The following is an 18789-nucleotide window of genomic DNA, read 5'->3' as shown; positions in this document are numbered from 1 at the left end:
TTATATGTTTTTTAACGTAAGGGCATCAAACGCCATGCCCTTACAACCCCGCTTAACGCAAAACTTTCTTATAAAGAAAAAATAAAACTCGCTTCGTAAAAACTACGCTCGGACAGTTATTTTTCCTTTAACGAAATTTTGCTTGTTTAATATTTTCTCAATTTAAGAGCTTAAATATATAATCTTTATGATTTAATGCAGAATGTCGTGATTTTTTTAGAATAAAAACGACTGTTTGAGCGTAGCGAGTTTCGTTTTTATTCTAAAAAAATGCTTAGACAAGCCAGGGATGCAAGGGAAATGGCGACTGATTTCCCTTGTATATATAAAAAGAAAAAACATATGATTATGAAAAAATATTTATTAATAATAAACAGTTTTTCAAAGTCTAAACAAAAATCTTTTATACGAATACTTAAAAATTAGAGTTGATTTTTTTAACAAATCTATCAAATTAACTATTATATAATTTTATTGCTATTTTTTAAATAGAGTTTAGTATCAATTTCAAAATCTCCAGATTCACTTATTTTATTTGAAGCATTTATGATAAATTCTTCTAAAATATTGTATCCAAAGTTAAAATGGGGATTGAATACATTTTTGGAGAAGTTTTTTACGTTGTCTTTATAATGAAAATCCAAAAGTTTCCAAAAATCAAGGCTCGATATTTCAAGATTTCCAGCGATACTGTATTTTCCAGAAGATACAAACTGGTCTGAATTATGATTGTAGCTTTCTGTTTGGGTATTATTCACAATTTGTTCGGATGTAGAATTTTTTGAATCAATAGATTCGGATTTTATGTATGAATTATCTAATATTGATGTTTCAGTTAAATCATTTCTTATATTTGAAAGATTTTCAAGTTCAGGATTGTTTATTGATAATATTAAGTTTTCAAAATTTTGTGGCAAATTTTCATAAGGAACGTTTGGAACATCGGTTGTAATCATCAAAAATCCTGCATTTCGTTCTTTTGACAATTTTAGTAATGTTTCATATTGTTCTGGTGCTGCAGAGTGAACAACATGGACAATACGGCTTGCATTTTCAGGATTATTTTCAAAATTGTAAGTTCTTGGAGTCCAATGATTGATATAGTTATTTGCAGATACTTCACTCGTTAGCCATAAATCAGAATATTTGGACATTTCATCTGTTACTGTTCCTCCAGGATTTGCGACTATGATTGAGTCGGGATACTTATTTTTTATATAATTATATATTTGTGCCATGTAATCGATTTCTAATGGATTTGTACCTGATGAAACTTCATCAAGGAAAATTCCAGAAATATTATCAGAGCCATAAAAATGTATATATTTGTCAATTTCAGAACATACTTTTTTGATACTTTTAGTATATTCATTTGTGGTTACATATCCAAGATTTTTAATTCCAAGCTCCTTGTTTTTTTTAATTTGAACAACATAGTCATAATCAGCCTTGTCAGAAGGACCATTTGCAGGATTGATAATGACGTAAGGAATCGTTGCTTCATTTTCTGCAAAGTCATTATCTATAATATGATTATTTTTTTTATCATCATCCTTGCTTTTATGAAAACCATCTGTATAGCCAAAATCCACTTTAAATTCGTTTTCATTTTTTAAATTACTTTTTATAATATCGTAAATTTCTTCATTTTTTGAAAATTCAATATTTTCGTTATTCAACAAGTTTTGTTTATTTGAAAATGAATTGCCGCTTGAAATATTTATGGATGGATTATTATTCGAGTTTACTGCTTTTCCAAAGCCCAAGCCCGTTATGCCTGCTAAAAAGGATGGAATCAAAAAATTATTATTTTTCAACTTTTTTTTCATAATAACTCTCCTTTCTAAAATTTTAGCCTTCTTAAAAGACTTTTTTATGACCAATAAAAAATTTTAAAATAATAAATTCGGACTGATTCAGTTTTAGTTGTAGTCCGAATTGAAATATGCTCTAATCCTTAAATGTATCCAACTTATCTAATAGAGTTTATATTTTAATGTTACACTATTCAAATCTTTTCATTTTTTAGCAATATATAGTATCATTTTTTTTTTATAATTTCAAGGAAAAAAATTTATTTTTTTATATTTTTTTCAAAAATTATATATAGCAATTCTATTTTAAAACGAGAACAGAGTTAGATTATAATTTTATTTTCACTAACTACAAAATCTAAAGTTACATCATGTTTTTCAGTTGGAATGTTATCAATTATCTGAAAATCATAACAAACTCCAATAAATAGAGCTTTATTATTTTTCTGTCTGACTTTTTCCAAAAAAGTGTCATAATATCCTCCACCAAACCCAATCCGATTTTTCTTAGAATCAAAGGCAAGAGCAGGAACGATGACAACATCCAATATTTCTTCATCATAAAAATCGTTGGAAGAAGATTCATAATATCCAAATTTGTGTAAAATAAGTTCATTTTTATTATATTTATTGATTTTCATTTCTCTATTCTTGCTATTTGTAATTTTAGAAATAAAAAAATTTTTCTTGGGATAAAGTTCTAGTAGCTTTGTGATTTTCACTTCGGTTTTCATATCCATAAAAATCATTATATTTTGAACATTCTCAATATATGAAGCCAAATTTTTTATGATTAAATCACTTTTTTCATTAATATCTTTATCAGAAAGAATATTCCTTTTTGCCAGAATTTCTTTTCTAATTTTATCTTTTTTTATCTGTAAATCTGTTTTTGTTTTTTTCATATGGAAATTCTCCTTTATAAAATCCCGCCTATTATTAAATTATTTTATTTTCATTGGAATTCCAGAAACTACAAAATATACCTCATCTGCCTTTTCTGCAACAATCTGATTCATTTTTCCAGCAATTTCACGAAAATACCTTCCAAGAGGATAACTAGGAACAAGCCCCATTCCCAGTTCATTTGATACAATTATTACATTTTCAAAATTTTGACTGACTTTAAGAAGTTCATTTACTGAATTTTCCACATTTTTATTTAATTTTTCCACAATTTGAACATATAAATTTTTATCAAAATTATCCCAGTCAATATCTCTTTCTTCAAAAATTATATTAGTAACCATATTTGTAAGGCAGTCTACAAGCATGTTGTGCTGTATTTCATTATTATTTTTAAAAAAATCATTTAATGAAATTTCAAAATTTTTGTAAGTTTCGACGGTAACCCAATTGTTTTCACGTCTTTCTTTGTGTAGTCTCACCTTTTCCTTCATTTCCTCATCAAAGACAATTGAAGTAGCTAAATATACATTTTTTTGTTTTCCATTATTTAATTTTAACAGCATTTCTTCTGCAAACTTGCTCTTTCCGCTTTTAGCTCCGCCAGTAACAAAAATTAATCCCATTTTTTCTCCTTTTCGTATTAATAATTTAGTAGTTTGATATTCAAAAAAAGAGAAAAATATATTGTTTAATTTCTCTCTTTTTCTGAAAAAATTTTAGTTAGTTTCTATTTTTTCTGCTTTCAATTACTTTTTGTGCCAAATCTCCCATTAATTCTTCGTATCTTATGAGTTTCATTTCAAAGTATCCCCGTCCCTGCGTGATTGCCTTTAATTCGTTGGCATATTTGAAAGTTTCAGACATTGGAGCTTCGGCAGTAATTTTTTGTTTTGTTCCTTTGTGAGCCTCCATTCCCATTACTTTTCCACGTTTTTTGTTAATATCTCCTATTATATCTCCAATATATTCTTCTGGAACGATGATTGTAAGCTCCATAATTGGTTCGAGCAATATAGGTTTTGCCTCAAGCATTCCTTTCTTGAAAGCCAAGTTTGCTGCAATTTTGAAGGCTAGTTCAGAAGAATCAACATCGTGATACGATCCGTCGTATAAAACTGCTTTTATATTCGTTACAGGATATCCTGCCAGCACCCCTTCCTTAAGAGATTCCCTTAATCCTTTTTCTACCGCTGGAATATATGATTTTGGAACGCTTCCTCCTGTGATTGTTTCTTCAAAGACAAAATCTTCATCGTTGATATGTGAAAATTTAATTAATACATCTCCATATTGTCCATGCCCTCCAGACTGTTTCTTATGTTTTCCCTGAACATCAGAAGTACCTTTAATTGTTTCCCTGTACGGAACTTTTAATTCTACAGTTTTTATTGTTATTCCGAATTTTGCTTTTAATTTTTCGATAACTGTGGCACAATGCAGCTCTCCTTGTACTCCGAGAATTGTCTGGTTTGTTTCAAGGTTTCTGTGCCATCTGAATGCTGGATCTTCTTCCATTAGACGATTGAGTCCTAATGACATTTTTTCATCATCATTTTTATTTATAGGCTCTATTGCCACAAATAACTGCGGTTTTGGAAAAGTTATATCCTTTAATGAAGTTTCCTTCTCACTTGCTGATAATGTATCAGAAGTACCTGTGCTGTTAAATTTTGAGAATACGACAATGTCTCCTGCAATTCCTTTTTGAATTTCTTCCATTTTATTTGTTACAAATGTATTTATTTTCCCAATTTTTTCTTTCGTTTTTTTATTAATGTTAAAAACATCGCTATCTTGCTTGATTTCACCAGAATAAATTTTGGCATAAGAAACTTTTCCAAGGAAAGAATCTATAGTTGTCTTGAAAATCTGGCAAACGAACTCATTTTTTTCAGGCTGTATCTTTTGATTATCAGAAGGCGATGGCAAAAAGTCCTTTACAATATCAAAAGCTGTATGAAGTCCGATATTTTTTAAAGTTGAACCACAAATAACAGGAATTACTGAACAGTCAAGCACTCCCTGTCTAAGTCCACGATGAATTTCAGCTGTTGTAAATTCAATCCCATTAAAATATTTATCCATTAATTCCTCATCTGTTTCTGCAACAGCCTCTAACAGCATTTCACGAACAGGATTTATCTGATTGTCCATATCAGCTGGCATATCTACAGTCTTGCACTCATTTTTTCCTTTATCAAACTCTCTTGCAAACATATCAACTACATTAATATGACCTCTAAATCCATTTCCTTTTCCCCAAGCCACATGAAATGGAGCAATTCGTTTTCCATATTTTTCTCTTAATTGTGAAAGAATCTTTTCATAGTCTGCCTTTTCATTGTCAATTTTGTTTACAAAGATAAATCGTGGAATATTTCTGCTGTCTGTAAGTTCAAGAGCCGTTTCAGTCCCAACTGTCAAATCAGTAGTCCCATCAACAATAATAATAGCTCCATCAACTGCCGCAAGTCCAGATTCAACTTCTCCAAAAAAATCACTATAGCCTGGAATATCTACAAAATTATATTTTGTCCCTTGATATTCTATGGTATGAAGGCTGAGAGAACTTGTAATTTTAGTATCATTTTCATTACCTGTAATACGGCTGGCAAGCCCTGCTGTAAATTCAAGACCTTCCACCATATTACTTTTTCCAGAACCGCTATGTCCCAAAATACCAATGTTTCTAATGTTACTGCTGTCATATATTCTCATAACATTTCCTCCCTATATATATTTCCATTTTTAAGAAATTCTATCCTATATTAAATTTTAACTTGAAATTAGAAAAAATCAAGTTAATTTTCTTTATATTTAAAATGTATTTTCATTATATAATTGGGTTTAGCATCAGACTGTTTTGTTTAGTGGCAGCTTTTACTATTTTATTATATTTTTTTACGGATTTACTCATTACTTTAAATCTTTATCCTGATAATTAAAATTATTTTACAATACTTATGATTAGACCGATACTTTAATTTACTCAACATAGACTAATTATAAATATTTGATTGATATTTTTGATCTGAAATTTAAATTGACAAAATCTGAAATTAGGTTTATAATTTTACCAAGAAACAAAGAAACCAAAAAAGGAGATTTTTATGGAAAGTAATATTTTGGAAATAAATAAGACAATCTCGATTTCTTCTAAAAATCAGATTACAATTCCTAAAAAAGTTATGGAATATCTAGGTTTTACAAAAGAGGCAAAAATAAAGGTTAGCAAAGGCTCTTTGATTGTAACGCCTGTAAAAGAAAATGAAGATATGGAATTTTCAGATTTGATTTTGGAGGACTTGATAAAGGAAGGATATTCAGGAGAAGAACTTCTAAAAGAATTTAAAGTAAGAAAAAATAATGTCAAGCCTGCAATTCAGAAATTAATATCAGACACAGAAAAAAACGGAGTAAGTTATGAGGATGTATTTGGGGAGGATTAATAATGGAAACGGAAGTGATTATATCCACTGGTGCGGCAAAACTTAAAAAAAATATTTAAAGTCACAATAAAATAGAGTAAGAAAAAAGTCAAGTTTTTCAATTAATTTGTGAAAGATTTGATTTTTTTTATTTAGTAAATGTGAACTATTATTCATCAAACTATTTTAAAGTAAAAAAATTAAATAATCTAAAAGATAGATTTTATATTAAAATACAACATTTCTGATTGAAGTTTTAATACCGATATGATAAAATTTTAGAAGAAAATAATATAAGAAAAAATTTTGAAAAATAGAGGTAAATTGATGAAAAAAGATAAAATTGGGTTTTTGATATTTCATATATTTTTTATTGCGTTTGTGCTGTTTTTGAAAAATGTAGTTACTTTTCAGAATGAGGCGCTGGAGATGAAATTTTTGGAATGTCTGCTTATGGGTGTTTATATTTATACGTTTTTTACGGCGAAAATTTATTTGGAGTGGCTAAATTCGTATATGATTTTTTTGTATACGCTGTTTTTGTTTAATTTTACAAGGATATTTTTGGATATTGTGAATTATAGGGAGTTTGGATGGGCTACGAAGTTTGCTAATTTTTATTTTTTTTATGATGTGAGAAATGAGATAATAAATGTTTTTCTGCTAGTATTACTGTTTACGCATCTAGGATTTTTCATTGCGATTTCAAATGAGAAGATTAATGAGATTAGAAGCAGTGTTATGCTTGAAAGCAGAAGGCTGTTTACGAATGTCGGAATGGCTCTGTTTATAATTTCATTGCCAGCTTTAGCCTACAAGATGTTTATTCAGCTAAGGGTTATTTTGCGGGCTGGATACGAGGCTTATTATACTGGAATTTTAAAAGGGGTTGATTATCCTGCATTTACAAAAGGCTCTGGTACAGTTATGACAATTGGATTTTTGATATTTTTAATTTCAATTCCATCCAAAAGAAAATTTTTGACAATTTCTTCACTTTATCTTATGGTAAAACTGCTGGATTCGTTCAAGGGGGCAAGAGCAATATTTTTGACACAGCTGCTTTTTATAATGTGGTATTACGCAAAAGTCTATGGAATCAGGATAAAAGCCAAGACAATGGTAAAATTAGTAGGCTTTACCGTGATTTTTTCACAAATTCTGGTATCTGTGCGAAGTAAAAAAATATTCAGTCTGGATTTGGTAAACACAATTTTTAATTTTCTATTTTCTCAAGGAGTAAGTTATCTTGTGCTTGGCTACACAATCAATTTTAAGCACAGCATTGTTGGGAACGGAAGTTATCCCTACATCTTGCAGGGAATGTTCGGCTTTAAGCCACAGTCGCTTGAAACACTTGCCACAACCAACTCCATTGCGGATAAATTAACATATTACCTAAATTCAGGTGCTTATTTGAAAGGAGAAGGAATCGGCTCAAACTATATTGCAGAAATGTATGATTTAGGCTACTTCTGGTTAATTATAATCTCAATTCTGCTTGGAATTTTTATTATAAAATATGAAAAATATGTTGTAAAAAATAGATTTTTATTACTAACAAGCTATTACTTCATACCAAATTTATTTTATATCCCAAGAGGCTCATTCTTCGGGGAAGGTCTAATAAAAAATATGGCAATGTTAATAGCAGTTTATGTGATAATTTTCAGTTTTGACTACATGTATAGGAAAATTGCGGAAAAGAAGGAATTAATTTGATTTTTTAGGGAGTTGAATGGGATTGAATGAGAAAATTCAAGAGTTTAAAATGCTGTGGAGTGAAAAATTGATAAAGCTTGGAATAGCAATTTTTTTGATAGGATTAATAGTTTTTTTATTTAAAGGAAGTGAGATATTTGACCAGCTTTTTTTGATAATATTATTGGTTGGTGTAGTAGTTTTGTTAAAGGTAAATTTTGAGTTTAATCGGAAAGTAGTAATTTTAAAAGATATTTTAGTTTATTATGAAGATGGAAGAGAATGCCATCGTGCAAAGATAACTGGAAGCAATATCAAAACGTACTATAAGGAAAAAAGAGCTTATAGAAGCAGGTACAAATGTAAGTATATGTCGATAAATAAATTTGAAATCCCTATTTATTCCCTTGGACTTAAAGCTAGTATAGAACTTGAGAAAGCAATATATGAAATTCAATATAAAAAAAATAACACAGTAATAAAAAACAGATTATTTACAATTCCTAGGGAAAGATTAATTAAAGAAAAATTTGGAAATTTTATTGTTGATACAATCGTTACATTTTTATTGTTAATATTGGCAGCAGCTAATATAAATAATAGAGCATTCTTTTTAATTGCTTATTTGGTCATTGTTGGTTTAAATGTATTTTCTCTAATAAAATTAAATAAACTTACACCTAGAACTATAAAAATTATAAAAGATGTGATTATTATTGATAATGTAGAATACAACAAATCTGATATAAAAGAAATTAAAGTTACTAATTCAGACATAGTTACTTTAACAACGCTTTTTAAAACCAGAAGATTAAAAATAACAGGAAAATTTGGAAAAAGAATATTCACATTGGGAGCTTGTCCAAATTCTGAATTTAAAAATTTCAGAAAAGATATGATTTATGAAAATTATGAAAGTCTTTATGAAGAAATAGTGAAATTTTGTATTAAAAATGAGATTGAATATGAGTTGATGTAGAAAAATAGGAGTTTAATATTGATGGAAGTAGAAAATATAAAAATAATAGACGGAATAAATGACAATAATAAAAATAATATAGTCAAATGGACTAATGAAAAAGGAAAAGATTTCCTTGAACAATGGGCTGGAGCAAGTCTTGATTTTCCACTTACAGAAAGTCAGATTGATGATTTGAAGGATATTTATTCGATTTTTTGTAAAAATGAGTTTATAGGAGTTATTCAGAAAATACGAAAAGAAATAGATAATATCCATATTGGAAGATTTTTGATTAATCCTGAACTTACTGGAAGAGGGCTTGGAAAAAAGGCTTTGATAGAGTTTATAAATTTAATTTTTCAAGATGAGAACGTGAATTCAATTACGTTAAATGTGTTCGATTATAATGCGGGGGCAAAGAAATTGTATGAGAAAGTTGGATTTAAAGTTGTGAATGTTACTGAAAATCCGATGAAAAAGTATATGATGATTATGAAAAAAGATGAAAAATAGGAGAAAATAATGATAGAAAAAAAAATATATTATGTCTGGATTGGAAACGCCAAAAAGCCAGATATTTTTTATAAATGTCTAGAATCGTGGAAGAAAAATCTGCCTGATTTTGAAATAATAGAGATAAATGAGAAAAATTTTGATATGGAAAAACACCTTGCGAAAAATAGATTTTTTCGTGAATGTTACGAAAGAAGGCTTTGGGCATATGTTTCAGATTATATGAGAGTACATTTTATGTATGAAAATTCTGGAATTTATGTGGATACAGACATGGAAATAATTAAGGATTTGACTCCAATTTTGGAAGGAAAAGATGAATTTTCTAAAAATGGGAAGATGAATTTTTTTATTGGCTATGAAGATGAAAAACACATAAGTGTTGGGATTTTTGGGACAACGAAGCATAATGAAGTGTTAAAGGACATTAAAGATTTTTACGAGAATGACATTTGGAAAAAGCCAATTTGGACGATTCCTAAGATTTTTACCTATACTTTTGAGAAAAAATATAATTTGAGCGAGAAAAGGGGAAATACTTTAAAAAACGGAGAAATAGTTATTTTTCCGAAAGAATATTTTTATCCTTATGGATTTAAGGAAGTTTATTCTGATGATTGCATAAAACCTGAAACATACGGAATTCATTGGTGGAATGACAGCTGGAGCAGTTTGAAGGCTAGATTGTTTTTGGAAACGAAGCATTTGTCAGGAGTAAAAAAAATGATTAAAAAGATAAGAATAATTGCGAGGTTTTATTTGAAGGAAAAGAGATAATAAGGAGTATTTAGATAGAAATAAAAAAGTAAAAATAAAAAGGTTTGGTAGATACTAAAAAAAGTGATATAATTGAATGAAAAATTTGGAATAACAGATAAATTTTTATTAGAGAGACTGTTATTTTGAGAAAATAAAGAAGGATTAGGAGAAATATTGGAAAAATGAGTAATTTAAAAAAAATATTGTTGTCGCTTATGATTTGTGGGGCAACTGTTAGCTGGGCGAAAGAATTTAAGATAATGACATATAATATTTATGGGGGAAGACTTACAAATGGTCAAAAACTAGGTGAAAGCATTAAGCCGTATGAGCCTGATTTTGTATCACTTCAGGAAGTTGACAAGTTTACGAAAAGAAGTAATTTTCGTGATATAACTTCTGATATTGCAAAAGTTCTTGGTTATGACTATTATTTCTTTAAGAAATCAAGAGATTATGATGGTGGGGAATATGGGATTTCATTTATTTCAAAATATCCCCTTGAGAAAATATATACTTATGAATTACCATCGGAAGGGGTTGAAAAAAGACAGCTTATAGTTGCGGAGCTTTCTAAAAAGACTTTTGGGAAAAAGGTGCTGGTAATGAATACGCATTTGGACTTTAAGCAACAGATAAAGCCTGAAGAAATGGAGTCACTGGACTTGCTTACAAAATTTTTTGATAAAGATGATATAAAGTTTTTGAGTGGAGATTTTAATTTTTTACCAACGACAAAATATTACGGAGAAATAACAAAAGGCTGGAGAGATACTTACATGGAATCTAATGTTGGTGGTGTAAGAACGCTTTCAGATCCACGTATTGACTATATTTTTGGAAGCCAGTCAAAAAAATGGAAGGTAAAATCAAGTTATTTTATTAATGATGCAACGCAGGACTGGACAAAATTGTCAGATCATCTTCCATATATGACAATTTTAGATATAAAATAAAAGAAAAAGGAGACATAGAGTATGAAAATTTCCCTTGTAATGCCGACAATTAATGTTACAACTGAACTTGATTTATTCCTAAAAAGCCTAAAGGCACAGACTTATAAGGATTTTGAGCTGATTGTGGTGGATCAGAATGAAGGAAATGAAGTTTTTGAAATTGTGAAAGATTATGAAGAGGAATTTAAGATAAAATATGTAAGAAGTGATGAAAAAGGGCTAAGCTTGAATAGAAATAGAGGACTTATCTTGATGAAAGGTGAAGTTGTCGGATTTCCTGATGATGATTGTGAATATCAGCCTGATACACTTGAAAAAGTTGCAGAATTTTTTGAAAGAAAGAAAAATTATCAGATTTATTCGTGTCGTACACTTGAACGAGGAAAAGACTATGGAACAGGCGTTATGGAGAAAAAGGACATGGAAATAACGAAGGATAATGTGGATACAACTGTGAAATCCATAACTTTTTTTGTAAATTATGGTAAGGATGATATCGTCTTGTTTGATGAAAATCTAGGCGTTGGTGCAACTTTTGGAAGTGGGGAGGAAACAGACTATGTATTGACACTACTTCACAAAGGCTATAAGGGAAGATACTTTGCAAACGATATAATTTATCACCCAGCAAAAAAGGGAAATTATAACGATCTGGAACGTGCTTATAAATATGCATTGGGATTTGGAGCATTGGTAAAAAAGGAAGTAAAGGGCAGAAAAAACAGATTTTATATTCTGAAATACTGGAAGAGGCAATTTAGAAGTTTTGCTGGAATGATTGTTACAAGAAACAGGGCATATCATAGAGTTATGATGAAGGGTAGAAAAATTGGATATACAAAATATAAAATTTAAAAATTAGGAGAAAAATATGGATAAGGTAAAATGCTTGATAAATATGATAATAGCTTATCTCATTTATCCATTTAATAAAGGAAAATTCAAAAATAGAAATATATGGCTTGTGGGCGGAAATGCAGGAGAACTTTTTGTGGATAATGGACGTGCGATGTACGAGTATTTACGGTCAAGACAGCAGGAGGAAGTGTACTGGGTAATAAACAGAAATGCCAAAATTGCAAAAAAAATTCCAGGAGAAAAGCTGATAAAAGGAAGTGTAAAAAGCTATCTGTATTTTATGAATGCAAAAGTTGCATTATTTTCCCACTCAATTTCTGCGGACATTGTCCCATACCTGTTTGTAGTGCCATTAATAAATAAATTTCATAAAAAAGTATTCAAAGTATTCCTGAATCATGGAACAGTAGGCTTTAAAGTTCGACAGGCAATGAATCCAAAAACTGCAAAAGTAGCAGAAGCACTTGTAAAATCCTATGATTTAAATATTTGCGATTCAGAATTTGAAAAAAAAATAAAAACAGAAACTTGGTGGGAAGTTCCAAAGGAAACAGCAGTTATAACAGGCTACCCAAGATACGATAAATTATACAATTTAAAAATTATGGAAAAACAAATATTCTTTATGCCGACATGGCGAAACTGGCTAAAGTCAGAAAACTCAGAAAATCAAAAATTTGAAGATACAAAATATTTTCAAAATATTGCAAATTTAATTACAGACAAGAAATTAAATAACTATTTGGAAAAAAATGATATTAAATTAAACATTTACATTCATCAGTTAATGCAAGATTATCTAAAAAACTTTGGAAATATAAAACTTGGAAAAAATATAAAAATACTCCCAAAAGAAGTAAACATAACCGAAGAACTGCAAAAATCAAAATTATTAATAACAGATTATTCAAGCGTAGCCTACGATTTTTACTATCTAAACAAGCCAATTATCTTCTTCCAGTTCGATAAACGTGAATACGAAGAAAAAGTCGGCTCTTATGTGGACTTAGACAAAGACTTGTTTGGAAAACAAGCCAAAACTGTAGAAAAATGCGTTGAAGAAATCATTGAAATCTCCAAAAATAATTTTCATTATGATAAGGAAATGAAGCAAAAGTCTGATAAGTTGAGAGAAAAGTTTTTGAAGTATGTGGATAAGGGGAATTGTGAAAGAGTTTACAATGAAATTTTAAAAAGAATAAATTAAAACTTGATTTTTTACTAAGGATTTATAACATATGTTGTTATTAATAAATATTTTCTTTGTATTATTAAGTTTTTTCTTTACTTATTTTCGCAGGATTGCTCATTGCCGCAAATCCTGCACCTATGGCTAGACTCCGACTTTTATTTGCCCAACTCCGAAACTCCTCCTTTCGTCGTCAAACAGTCGTAGTTGGTCAAATAAAAGCTCCGTCGGTTTTTAAACTAAAAAATTTATTTTGTTAAAGAAAAAATATTTATTATAAATTTCTGAGATTTTAATTTTTCGGTAAAAGACAACTTGTTTGAGTTTTTCTATTTTATTTGAATTGAGAACAACTTCATGAGATTAAAATAACTTTTATTAAAAGCGAGTTTTGTCTTTTGCTGTAAAATTAAAATTCAAGAGCGGGAGTGCAGAGGTATGGCGTTTGATACCTCTGCGTTAAAAAAGATTATAAAGTGTGTAAATAACAATAATTATTAAATAAAAAAATTGATATAAAAATGGAAAAGAAAAAATTTTTATTAATTTTTTAAAAAATTGAAAAAGAAAATAAACTATGATAAAATTTAAAGATAAAAAAATAAAGAGAACAGAGGTAAAATAAAGATGGCAGATACACCGCTTATGAAACAATATAAGGAGATAAAATCAAATTTTGAGGACTCTATATTGTTTTTTAGATTGGGTGATTTTTATGAAATGTTTTTTGAGGATGCGGTGAAAGCGTCACGGGAGCTGGGACTTACGCTTACTTCGAGAAATAAAGAGAAGAATGTCGATATACCGCTTGCGGGAGTTCCGTTTCATTCGGCAGATTCATATATAACAAAACTTGTTTCAAAAGGGTATAAAGTTGCGATTTGTGAGCAGACAGAAGATCCGAAGATAACAAAAGGAATTGTGAAACGGGAAGTTGTGAAGATTATAACGCCGGGGACAGTTGTGGATGTGGAGGCACTTGATGCCAAGAGCAATAATTACTTGATGAGTATTTTGAAAATTGAGAATAAATTTGGAATTGCGTATATTGATATAACGACTGGAGAGTTTAAGGTAACGGAAGTTGAAAAGGATGATGATTTTGTAAAATTATTTAATGAGATTAATAAGATTGAGCCTAAGGAAGTGCTTGTTACAGAGGATTTTTATGGAGAAATAAAGGAAAAGTTAGATGATTTTTTACAAAAGAATGATTCAGTTGTGACTTTTGTGAGTAAAGTTCGGGACAGTGCAAAGTATCTTATGGATTATTTTGAGATTGTGTCGCTGGAAAGTTATGGAATTAAGGATAAAAAGGCGATAATTGGAGCTGCAGCTATGGCACTTGATTATGCAGTTACTATGCAGGTTGAGCATGAGCTGACTGTGGAAAAGATTGAGTTTGTGAATATTTCCAATTATGCTGAAATAAATGCGATTACAAGCAGAAATCTGGAACTTTTGAAAAATCAGAGGGAAAAAACTGTTTATGGCTCGCTTTTGTGGGTATTGGACGAGTGTAAAACTTCGATGGGAACACGGCTTTTAAAAAGATTCATAAACAATCCACTTTTAAATATTGAAAAAATACGGAAAAGACAGGAAGATGTACAGTATTTTATTGATAATATCTTGATTCGTGAGGATTTGAGGGAAAAACTTGAGGATATTTACGATTTGGAGCGGCTTTTGGGGAAAATAATCTTTGGAAGTGAAAATGGAAAAGATTTGACAGCATTGAAAAAAACGATAAAATCTGCTGTTGAAATAATGAGAATTTTGGGAAATACTGATTTTTTTAAGGATATTGATGCGAATATTTTATTTGAATGTTATAAAATAATTGATGACAGTATAAAAGAAGATGCACCATTTTCAGTACGTGAAGGCGGAATTATAAAATCTGGATACAATGCGGAACTGGATGAAATTAGAAATATTATGAATTCTGGGAAGGACTTTTTGCTGGATATTGAACAGCGGGAAAGGGAAGCAACTGGAATTCGAAATATGAAAATAAAGTTTAACAAGGTTTTTGGTTACTTTATTGAAATTACAAAAGCAAATCTGGATATGGTGCCAGAACATTACATAAGAAAACAGACTCTTTCAAATTCAGAGAGATACATTACGCCTGAACTGAAAAAATATGAGGACACAATAATAAATTCCAAAGCAAAAATCGAAGATTTGGAATACCATTTGTTCAAGGAAATCAGCGAAAAACTCAAGGAACATCGCAAAATTTTGTCAGAACTTGCAGAAAGACTGGCATACATTGATGTAATGGTATCTTTTGCTGTAAGTGCCATTGAAAATGATTACGCAAAACCTGAAATGAATGAGGAGTATTCCTTTGAAATTGAGGGCGGAAGGCATCCAGTTGTGGAAAAGCTGATTGGAAGGACGGATTATGTTTCAAATGATACAGTCTTTACTGAAAAGGAAAGTTTTGTTGTGCTAACAGGACCTAATATGTCGGGAAAATCAACGTATATGAAGCAAATCGCATTAATTTCCATAATGGCTCAGATTGGTTCTTTTGTCCCTGCGAAAAAAGCAAATTTATCAATTATAGACAAATATTTGACACGGATTGGGGCTTCTGATGATATTTTGACTGGGCAAAGTACATTTATGGTGGAAATGAGTGAAGTTTCCAATATTCTAAACAATGCGACTGAAAAAAGCCTGATAATACTTGATGAAGTTGGACGTGGAACTTCCACAACCGACGGTGTTTCCATTGCGACTGCCATTTCAATGTATATTCACGATAAAATTGGTGCTAAGACAGTTTTTGCAACACATTATCACGAACTTACTGATTTAGAAAATAAATTTGCACACATTGTAAATTATCGTATAGAAGTGGATGAAAAGCAGGGAAAAGTAATGTTTTTACGAAATATTGTAAAAGGTGGAGCAGACAAGTCCTATGGTATTGAAGTGGCGAAATTGGCTGGGCTTCCAAAGGAAATATTGACTGAAAGCAAGAAAATATTGAAACGGCTGGAGCAGAAAAAGGAATTGATTGAAAGAACCGTAGATGTTCACCAGTTATCACTTTTTGGAGGAAATTCAGAGTTTGAAAACGATTTTGAAGAAGTTGAAGATACTAATTTTACAAGTGATTTTGAAATCAATGAAAAAACTCAGATTTATGAAGAAAAATTAGTAGAAATTCAGGAAGAAAATGAAAAATTATCAGAAATTGTGAGCAAAATAGATAAATATGACATAAATAATATTACACCGATGGATGCAATGAAATTTTTGTTTGAATTAAAGGAAAATATGAAAAATAGAAAGTAAAATTAGTAAAATTAGGAGAAAAATAATGTGGAAAAAACTAGGTTATGGAGGACTTATATTACTACTGATATATTTTATATATGCAGTATTTTTTAAAAAAATTCCGACACCGCTTGAACAGATGCAAAAAGATATGAAAGCCAAAAAAGTTATGTATAGGCTAAAAGATGATGCTATCATTTATGCGGATGAACAGATTGGATCTGAAGGAGACGAAGTTATCAGGTTTAAAAATGTAATTGTAGATCTGATAAAGAAAAAAATGTTAATTTCTGGAAAAGAGGGGGAAGTCAACACTAAGACATCTGATGTTACATTAATGAAAAAAGTTGTTGGAACAACGAAGGACAAGAAATGGGAAATTTATACAGAACGTGTGGAATACAAGAAACAGGGAGATACGTTAATTTCACCAGTGAGAACAAAGTTAATAAACACTGTTGATGACACGGTTTCTGAAGCGGATAGGGTTGAAACGACAACAAAATTTGAAACAATTGTAGCAATTGGAAATGCAAGCTACAATAATAAAAAAGATAAAAAGACATTAACAGCAGACAAGATTACATACAATGATCCAACAAAAGTATCGTTTGCAGAAGGGCATGTAATTTATAAGGAAGAACAGACAAAAAGAGAACTGCGTGCCAATACAATGCGTTACGATGATATAAATAAAATTGGAAATGCAGAAGGAAATGTGATTTATACAGATCCTGAAAATAAACTGACTGGAAATAAAGTTGATTATTATATGAAGGATGAGCGTGTAGATGGACAGGGAAACGTAGTTTACACTGGTAAAAATAGTGTGATTTCAGCAGATGCTGCATCATATTTTGTAAAGAAAAAGCAGGTTGATGGAAGAGGACATGTAAAATATACAAGTCCAACTCTAATAGTAACAGGAGATCATGTATTTTACGATGAAATTGCAAAAATATTAAATGGTGATGGAAATGGAACTTATAACTATTTACCAAGAAAAACTACTGGAACATATAGAAGTGGAGTTTATGACTTAAAGACAGAAACACTTACAACAAATGATTACTATACTGCAAATTATGATGACTATAAAATGGATGGAACAGGGCTTATATATGTGTTCCCAACTGGAGATGCCAGAATGAATGGCCCGTTTAACGTGAAAAAGCAAAACTTTAATGTACATGGTGCAAATGGAACAATGAACACAATTTCAAAAGATATTTTTGCCAATAAAATGGAAATGACAAGTGTTCAGGGAGATAGAATTACATCTGATACAGGTCATGGAAGTTTTGAGAAAAAGGAATTTAGGTTTGATGGGCATGTTAAAGGTAAAATCCGTGGAAATGTAAAAGATCTTGTAAATGACCCAAGACCGCTTGTAGAATCAGAAGCAGTAAACTTCATAGGAAATACTGCCAAAGTTTATTTCGTTTCACATAAAAATGGAAGTAATATGAGTATTACACGTAGTGAAATCAAAGAAAATGTGCATATGACTTATAAGGATATTACACTTGATTCTCAATATAATGAGATGGACTCTGGAAGGAACCTTATTCTTGCAAGAGACAAAGTTATGGTAGACTTTAAAAATAATACAAAAATGACAGCAAATTATCTTTATATGGATATGAATAAGCAGGAAGGGTATGCCAGAAACAATGTAAAAATCGTAAGTACATTGCCACAGTTCAGAACGATTAATACAAGTGCCGACAAGGCTACAATTTATTTGAAAGATAAAAGAATAAAATTAAATGGAAATGTAGTAACTTATCAAGGAAAAACACAAATTTCATCTAAAAGTGCAATTTACGACATAGATAGAAGAATCCTTGAAAATGAAGGTAATATCCAAATGCAATATGAAGTTCAGAATAACGAGGAACAAGGGAAGTCAGACCCTAAAAATGCGGCAGCAACTCAAGAAGTAATTGGAAAATTGTCAATTCCTGAAGGAGAAGTAAGCACAAGAGGCGGAATTAACTTGCCAAAATCAATGACTGCCTCAAATGGAGTTCCAGTTGCAATAAGATGGCGTTCCTCGAATTCTAGCCTGTTTTCAGTATCTGGAAGAATTAATAAGCAATTTTATGGTGGTGGAAGTAAAGGAGTAACTTTAACTGCAACAGCTAAAGCTGGTGTAGATACAGCAGAAAGAACATTTAATGTAAGTGTTCCTACCGAATCAGCTCATGAAATGCTTGTTAGAGCTGCAAGAAATATTTATGTTCCAGAAGATGGCGAAAATTTACCTTCATCAGTAAGAGTAAATGTAAATAAAGGAACAATAGATGTACCAATTTCTTGGAGTAAAAATGGAGATAGAAATGTGGCGACATTAAGATATGGCGGTGCATCTTATCAGAAACAATTTTAATAATATGTAATA

The 18789-nt window shown here is 30.2% G+C and carries 14 protein-coding genes; 10 read left to right on the top strand and 4 right to left on the bottom strand.

Going from position 1 to position 18789, the window contains the following annotated elements:
• Nucleotides 1–461: 461 nt before the first annotated feature.
• The 4 genes from ACEG17_RS07350 to ACEG17_RS07335 form a co-directional block, all read right to left on the bottom strand.
• On the bottom strand, nt 462–1829 hold the full coding sequence (locus ACEG17_RS07350; protein WP_372583188.1) for a spherulation-specific family 4 protein: 1368 nt from the start codon (nt 1827–1829) through the stop codon (nt 462–464).
• Nucleotides 1830–2137: 308 nt separating this feature from the next.
• Nucleotides 2138–2719, bottom strand: coding sequence for a 5-formyltetrahydrofolate cyclo-ligase (locus ACEG17_RS07345; RefSeq protein WP_372583187.1), 582 nt, complete (start codon nt 2717–2719; stop codon nt 2138–2140).
• Between the two features lie 39 nt (nt 2720–2758).
• Nucleotides 2759–3346 (bottom strand): bifunctional adenosylcobinamide kinase/adenosylcobinamide-phosphate guanylyltransferase, encoded by a 588-nt coding sequence (gene cobU / locus ACEG17_RS07340; protein ID WP_372583186.1) that lies wholly within the window; start codon nt 3344–3346, stop codon nt 2759–2761.
• A 97-nt stretch (nt 3347–3443) separates the two neighbouring features.
• Entirely contained in the window at nt 3444–5441 is a 1998-nt protein-coding gene (locus ACEG17_RS07335; protein ID WP_372583185.1) for an elongation factor G, read from the bottom strand.
• Between the two features lie 392 nt (nt 5442–5833).
• On the opposite strand from ACEG17_RS07335, the gene ACEG17_RS07330 reads away from it, so the two are divergent.
• From ACEG17_RS07330 to ACEG17_RS07285, 10 genes are all read left to right on the top strand, one after another.
• Nucleotides 5834–6172, top strand: a complete 339-nt coding sequence (locus ACEG17_RS07330; protein ID WP_372583184.1) for an AbrB family transcriptional regulator — start codon at nt 5834–5836, stop codon at nt 6170–6172.
• A 306-nt stretch (nt 6173–6478) separates the two neighbouring features.
• Complete coding sequence (gene wzy / locus ACEG17_RS07325; protein ID WP_372583183.1) at nt 6479–7873, top strand: O-antigen polysaccharide polymerase Wzy; 1395 nt, start codon at nt 6479–6481, stop codon at nt 7871–7873.
• Nucleotides 7874–7889: 16 nt separating this feature from the next.
• Nucleotides 7890–8831: a hypothetical protein gene (locus ACEG17_RS07320; protein ID WP_372583182.1), complete on the top strand. Its 942-nt coding sequence runs from the start codon at nt 7890–7892 to the stop codon at nt 8829–8831.
• 21 nt (nt 8832–8852) lie between these two features.
• Complete coding sequence (locus tag ACEG17_RS07315; RefSeq protein ID WP_372583181.1) at nt 8853–9326, top strand: GNAT family N-acetyltransferase; 474 nt, start codon at nt 8853–8855, stop codon at nt 9324–9326.
• 9 nt (nt 9327–9335) lie between these two features.
• The gene (locus ACEG17_RS07310) at nt 9336–10103 is read left to right on the top strand and encodes a glycosyltransferase (RefSeq protein ID WP_372583180.1); all 768 of its coding nucleotides are present in this window, start codon (nt 9336–9338) and stop codon (nt 10101–10103) included.
• Nucleotides 10104–10267: 164 nt separating this feature from the next.
• Nucleotides 10268–11041 (top strand): endonuclease/exonuclease/phosphatase family protein, encoded by a 774-nt coding sequence (locus ACEG17_RS07305; protein ID WP_372583179.1) that lies wholly within the window; start codon nt 10268–10270, stop codon nt 11039–11041.
• A gap of 21 nt (nt 11042–11062) precedes the next feature.
• Entirely contained in the window at nt 11063–11896 is an 834-nt protein-coding gene (locus ACEG17_RS07300; protein ID WP_372583178.1) for a glycosyltransferase family 2 protein, read from the top strand.
• Nucleotides 11897–11912: 16 nt separating this feature from the next.
• Nucleotides 11913–13106: a CDP-glycerol glycerophosphotransferase family protein gene (locus tag ACEG17_RS07295; RefSeq protein ID WP_372583177.1), complete on the top strand. Its 1194-nt coding sequence runs from the start codon at nt 11913–11915 to the stop codon at nt 13104–13106.
• Nucleotides 13107–13715: 609 nt separating this feature from the next.
• On the top strand, nt 13716–16403 hold the full coding sequence (gene mutS, locus ACEG17_RS07290; protein ID WP_372583176.1) for a DNA mismatch repair protein MutS: 2688 nt from the start codon (nt 13716–13718) through the stop codon (nt 16401–16403).
• Nucleotides 16404–16428: 25 nt separating this feature from the next.
• Nucleotides 16429–18777: an LptA/OstA family protein gene (locus tag ACEG17_RS07285; RefSeq protein WP_372583175.1), complete on the top strand. Its 2349-nt coding sequence runs from the start codon at nt 16429–16431 to the stop codon at nt 18775–18777.
• Nucleotides 18778–18789 lie beyond the last annotated feature (12 nt).

The organism is Leptotrichia hongkongensis, from assembly GCF_041538065.1.
Lineage (GTDB): Bacteria > Fusobacteriota > Fusobacteriia > Fusobacteriales > Leptotrichiaceae > Leptotrichia > Leptotrichia hongkongensis.
This window is presented reverse-complemented; position numbering and strand designations above follow the sequence as displayed.

Excerpts from the sequence above, each read along its gene's own strand:
- cobU (WP_372583186.1), bottom strand. The coding sequence starts at position 3,346 with ATGGGATTAATTTTTGTTACTGGCGGAGCTAAAAGCGGAAAGAGCAAG.
- ACEG17_RS07330 (WP_372583184.1), top strand. The coding sequence starts at position 5,834 with ATGGAAAGTAATATTTTGGAAATAAATAAGACAATCTCGATTTCTTCT.
- ACEG17_RS07335 (WP_372583185.1), bottom strand. The coding sequence starts at position 5,441 with ATGAGAATATATGACAGCAGTAACATTAGAAACATTGGTATTTTGGGA.
- ACEG17_RS07315 (WP_372583181.1), top strand. The coding sequence starts at position 8,853 with ATGGAAGTAGAAAATATAAAAATAATAGACGGAATAAATGACAATAAT.
- ACEG17_RS07350 (WP_372583188.1), bottom strand. The coding sequence starts at position 1,829 with ATGAAAAAAAAGTTGAAAAATAATAATTTTTTGATTCCATCCTTTTTA.
- wzy (WP_372583183.1), top strand. The coding sequence starts at position 6,479 with ATGAAAAAAGATAAAATTGGGTTTTTGATATTTCATATATTTTTTATT.
- ACEG17_RS07300 (WP_372583178.1), top strand. The coding sequence starts at position 11,063 with ATGAAAATTTCCCTTGTAATGCCGACAATTAATGTTACAACTGAACTT.
- ACEG17_RS07345 (WP_372583187.1), bottom strand. The coding sequence starts at position 2,719 with ATGAAAAAAACAAAAACAGATTTACAGATAAAAAAAGATAAAATTAGA.
- ACEG17_RS07305 (WP_372583179.1), top strand. The coding sequence starts at position 10,268 with ATGAGTAATTTAAAAAAAATATTGTTGTCGCTTATGATTTGTGGGGCA.
- ACEG17_RS07320 (WP_372583182.1), top strand. The coding sequence starts at position 7,890 with ATGGGATTGAATGAGAAAATTCAAGAGTTTAAAATGCTGTGGAGTGAA.
- ACEG17_RS07310 (WP_372583180.1), top strand. The coding sequence starts at position 9,336 with ATGATAGAAAAAAAAATATATTATGTCTGGATTGGAAACGCCAAAAAG.
- mutS (WP_372583176.1), top strand. The coding sequence starts at position 13,716 with ATGGCAGATACACCGCTTATGAAACAATATAAGGAGATAAAATCAAAT.
- ACEG17_RS07295 (WP_372583177.1), top strand. The coding sequence starts at position 11,913 with ATGGATAAGGTAAAATGCTTGATAAATATGATAATAGCTTATCTCATT.
- ACEG17_RS07285 (WP_372583175.1), top strand. The coding sequence starts at position 16,429 with ATGTGGAAAAAACTAGGTTATGGAGGACTTATATTACTACTGATATAT.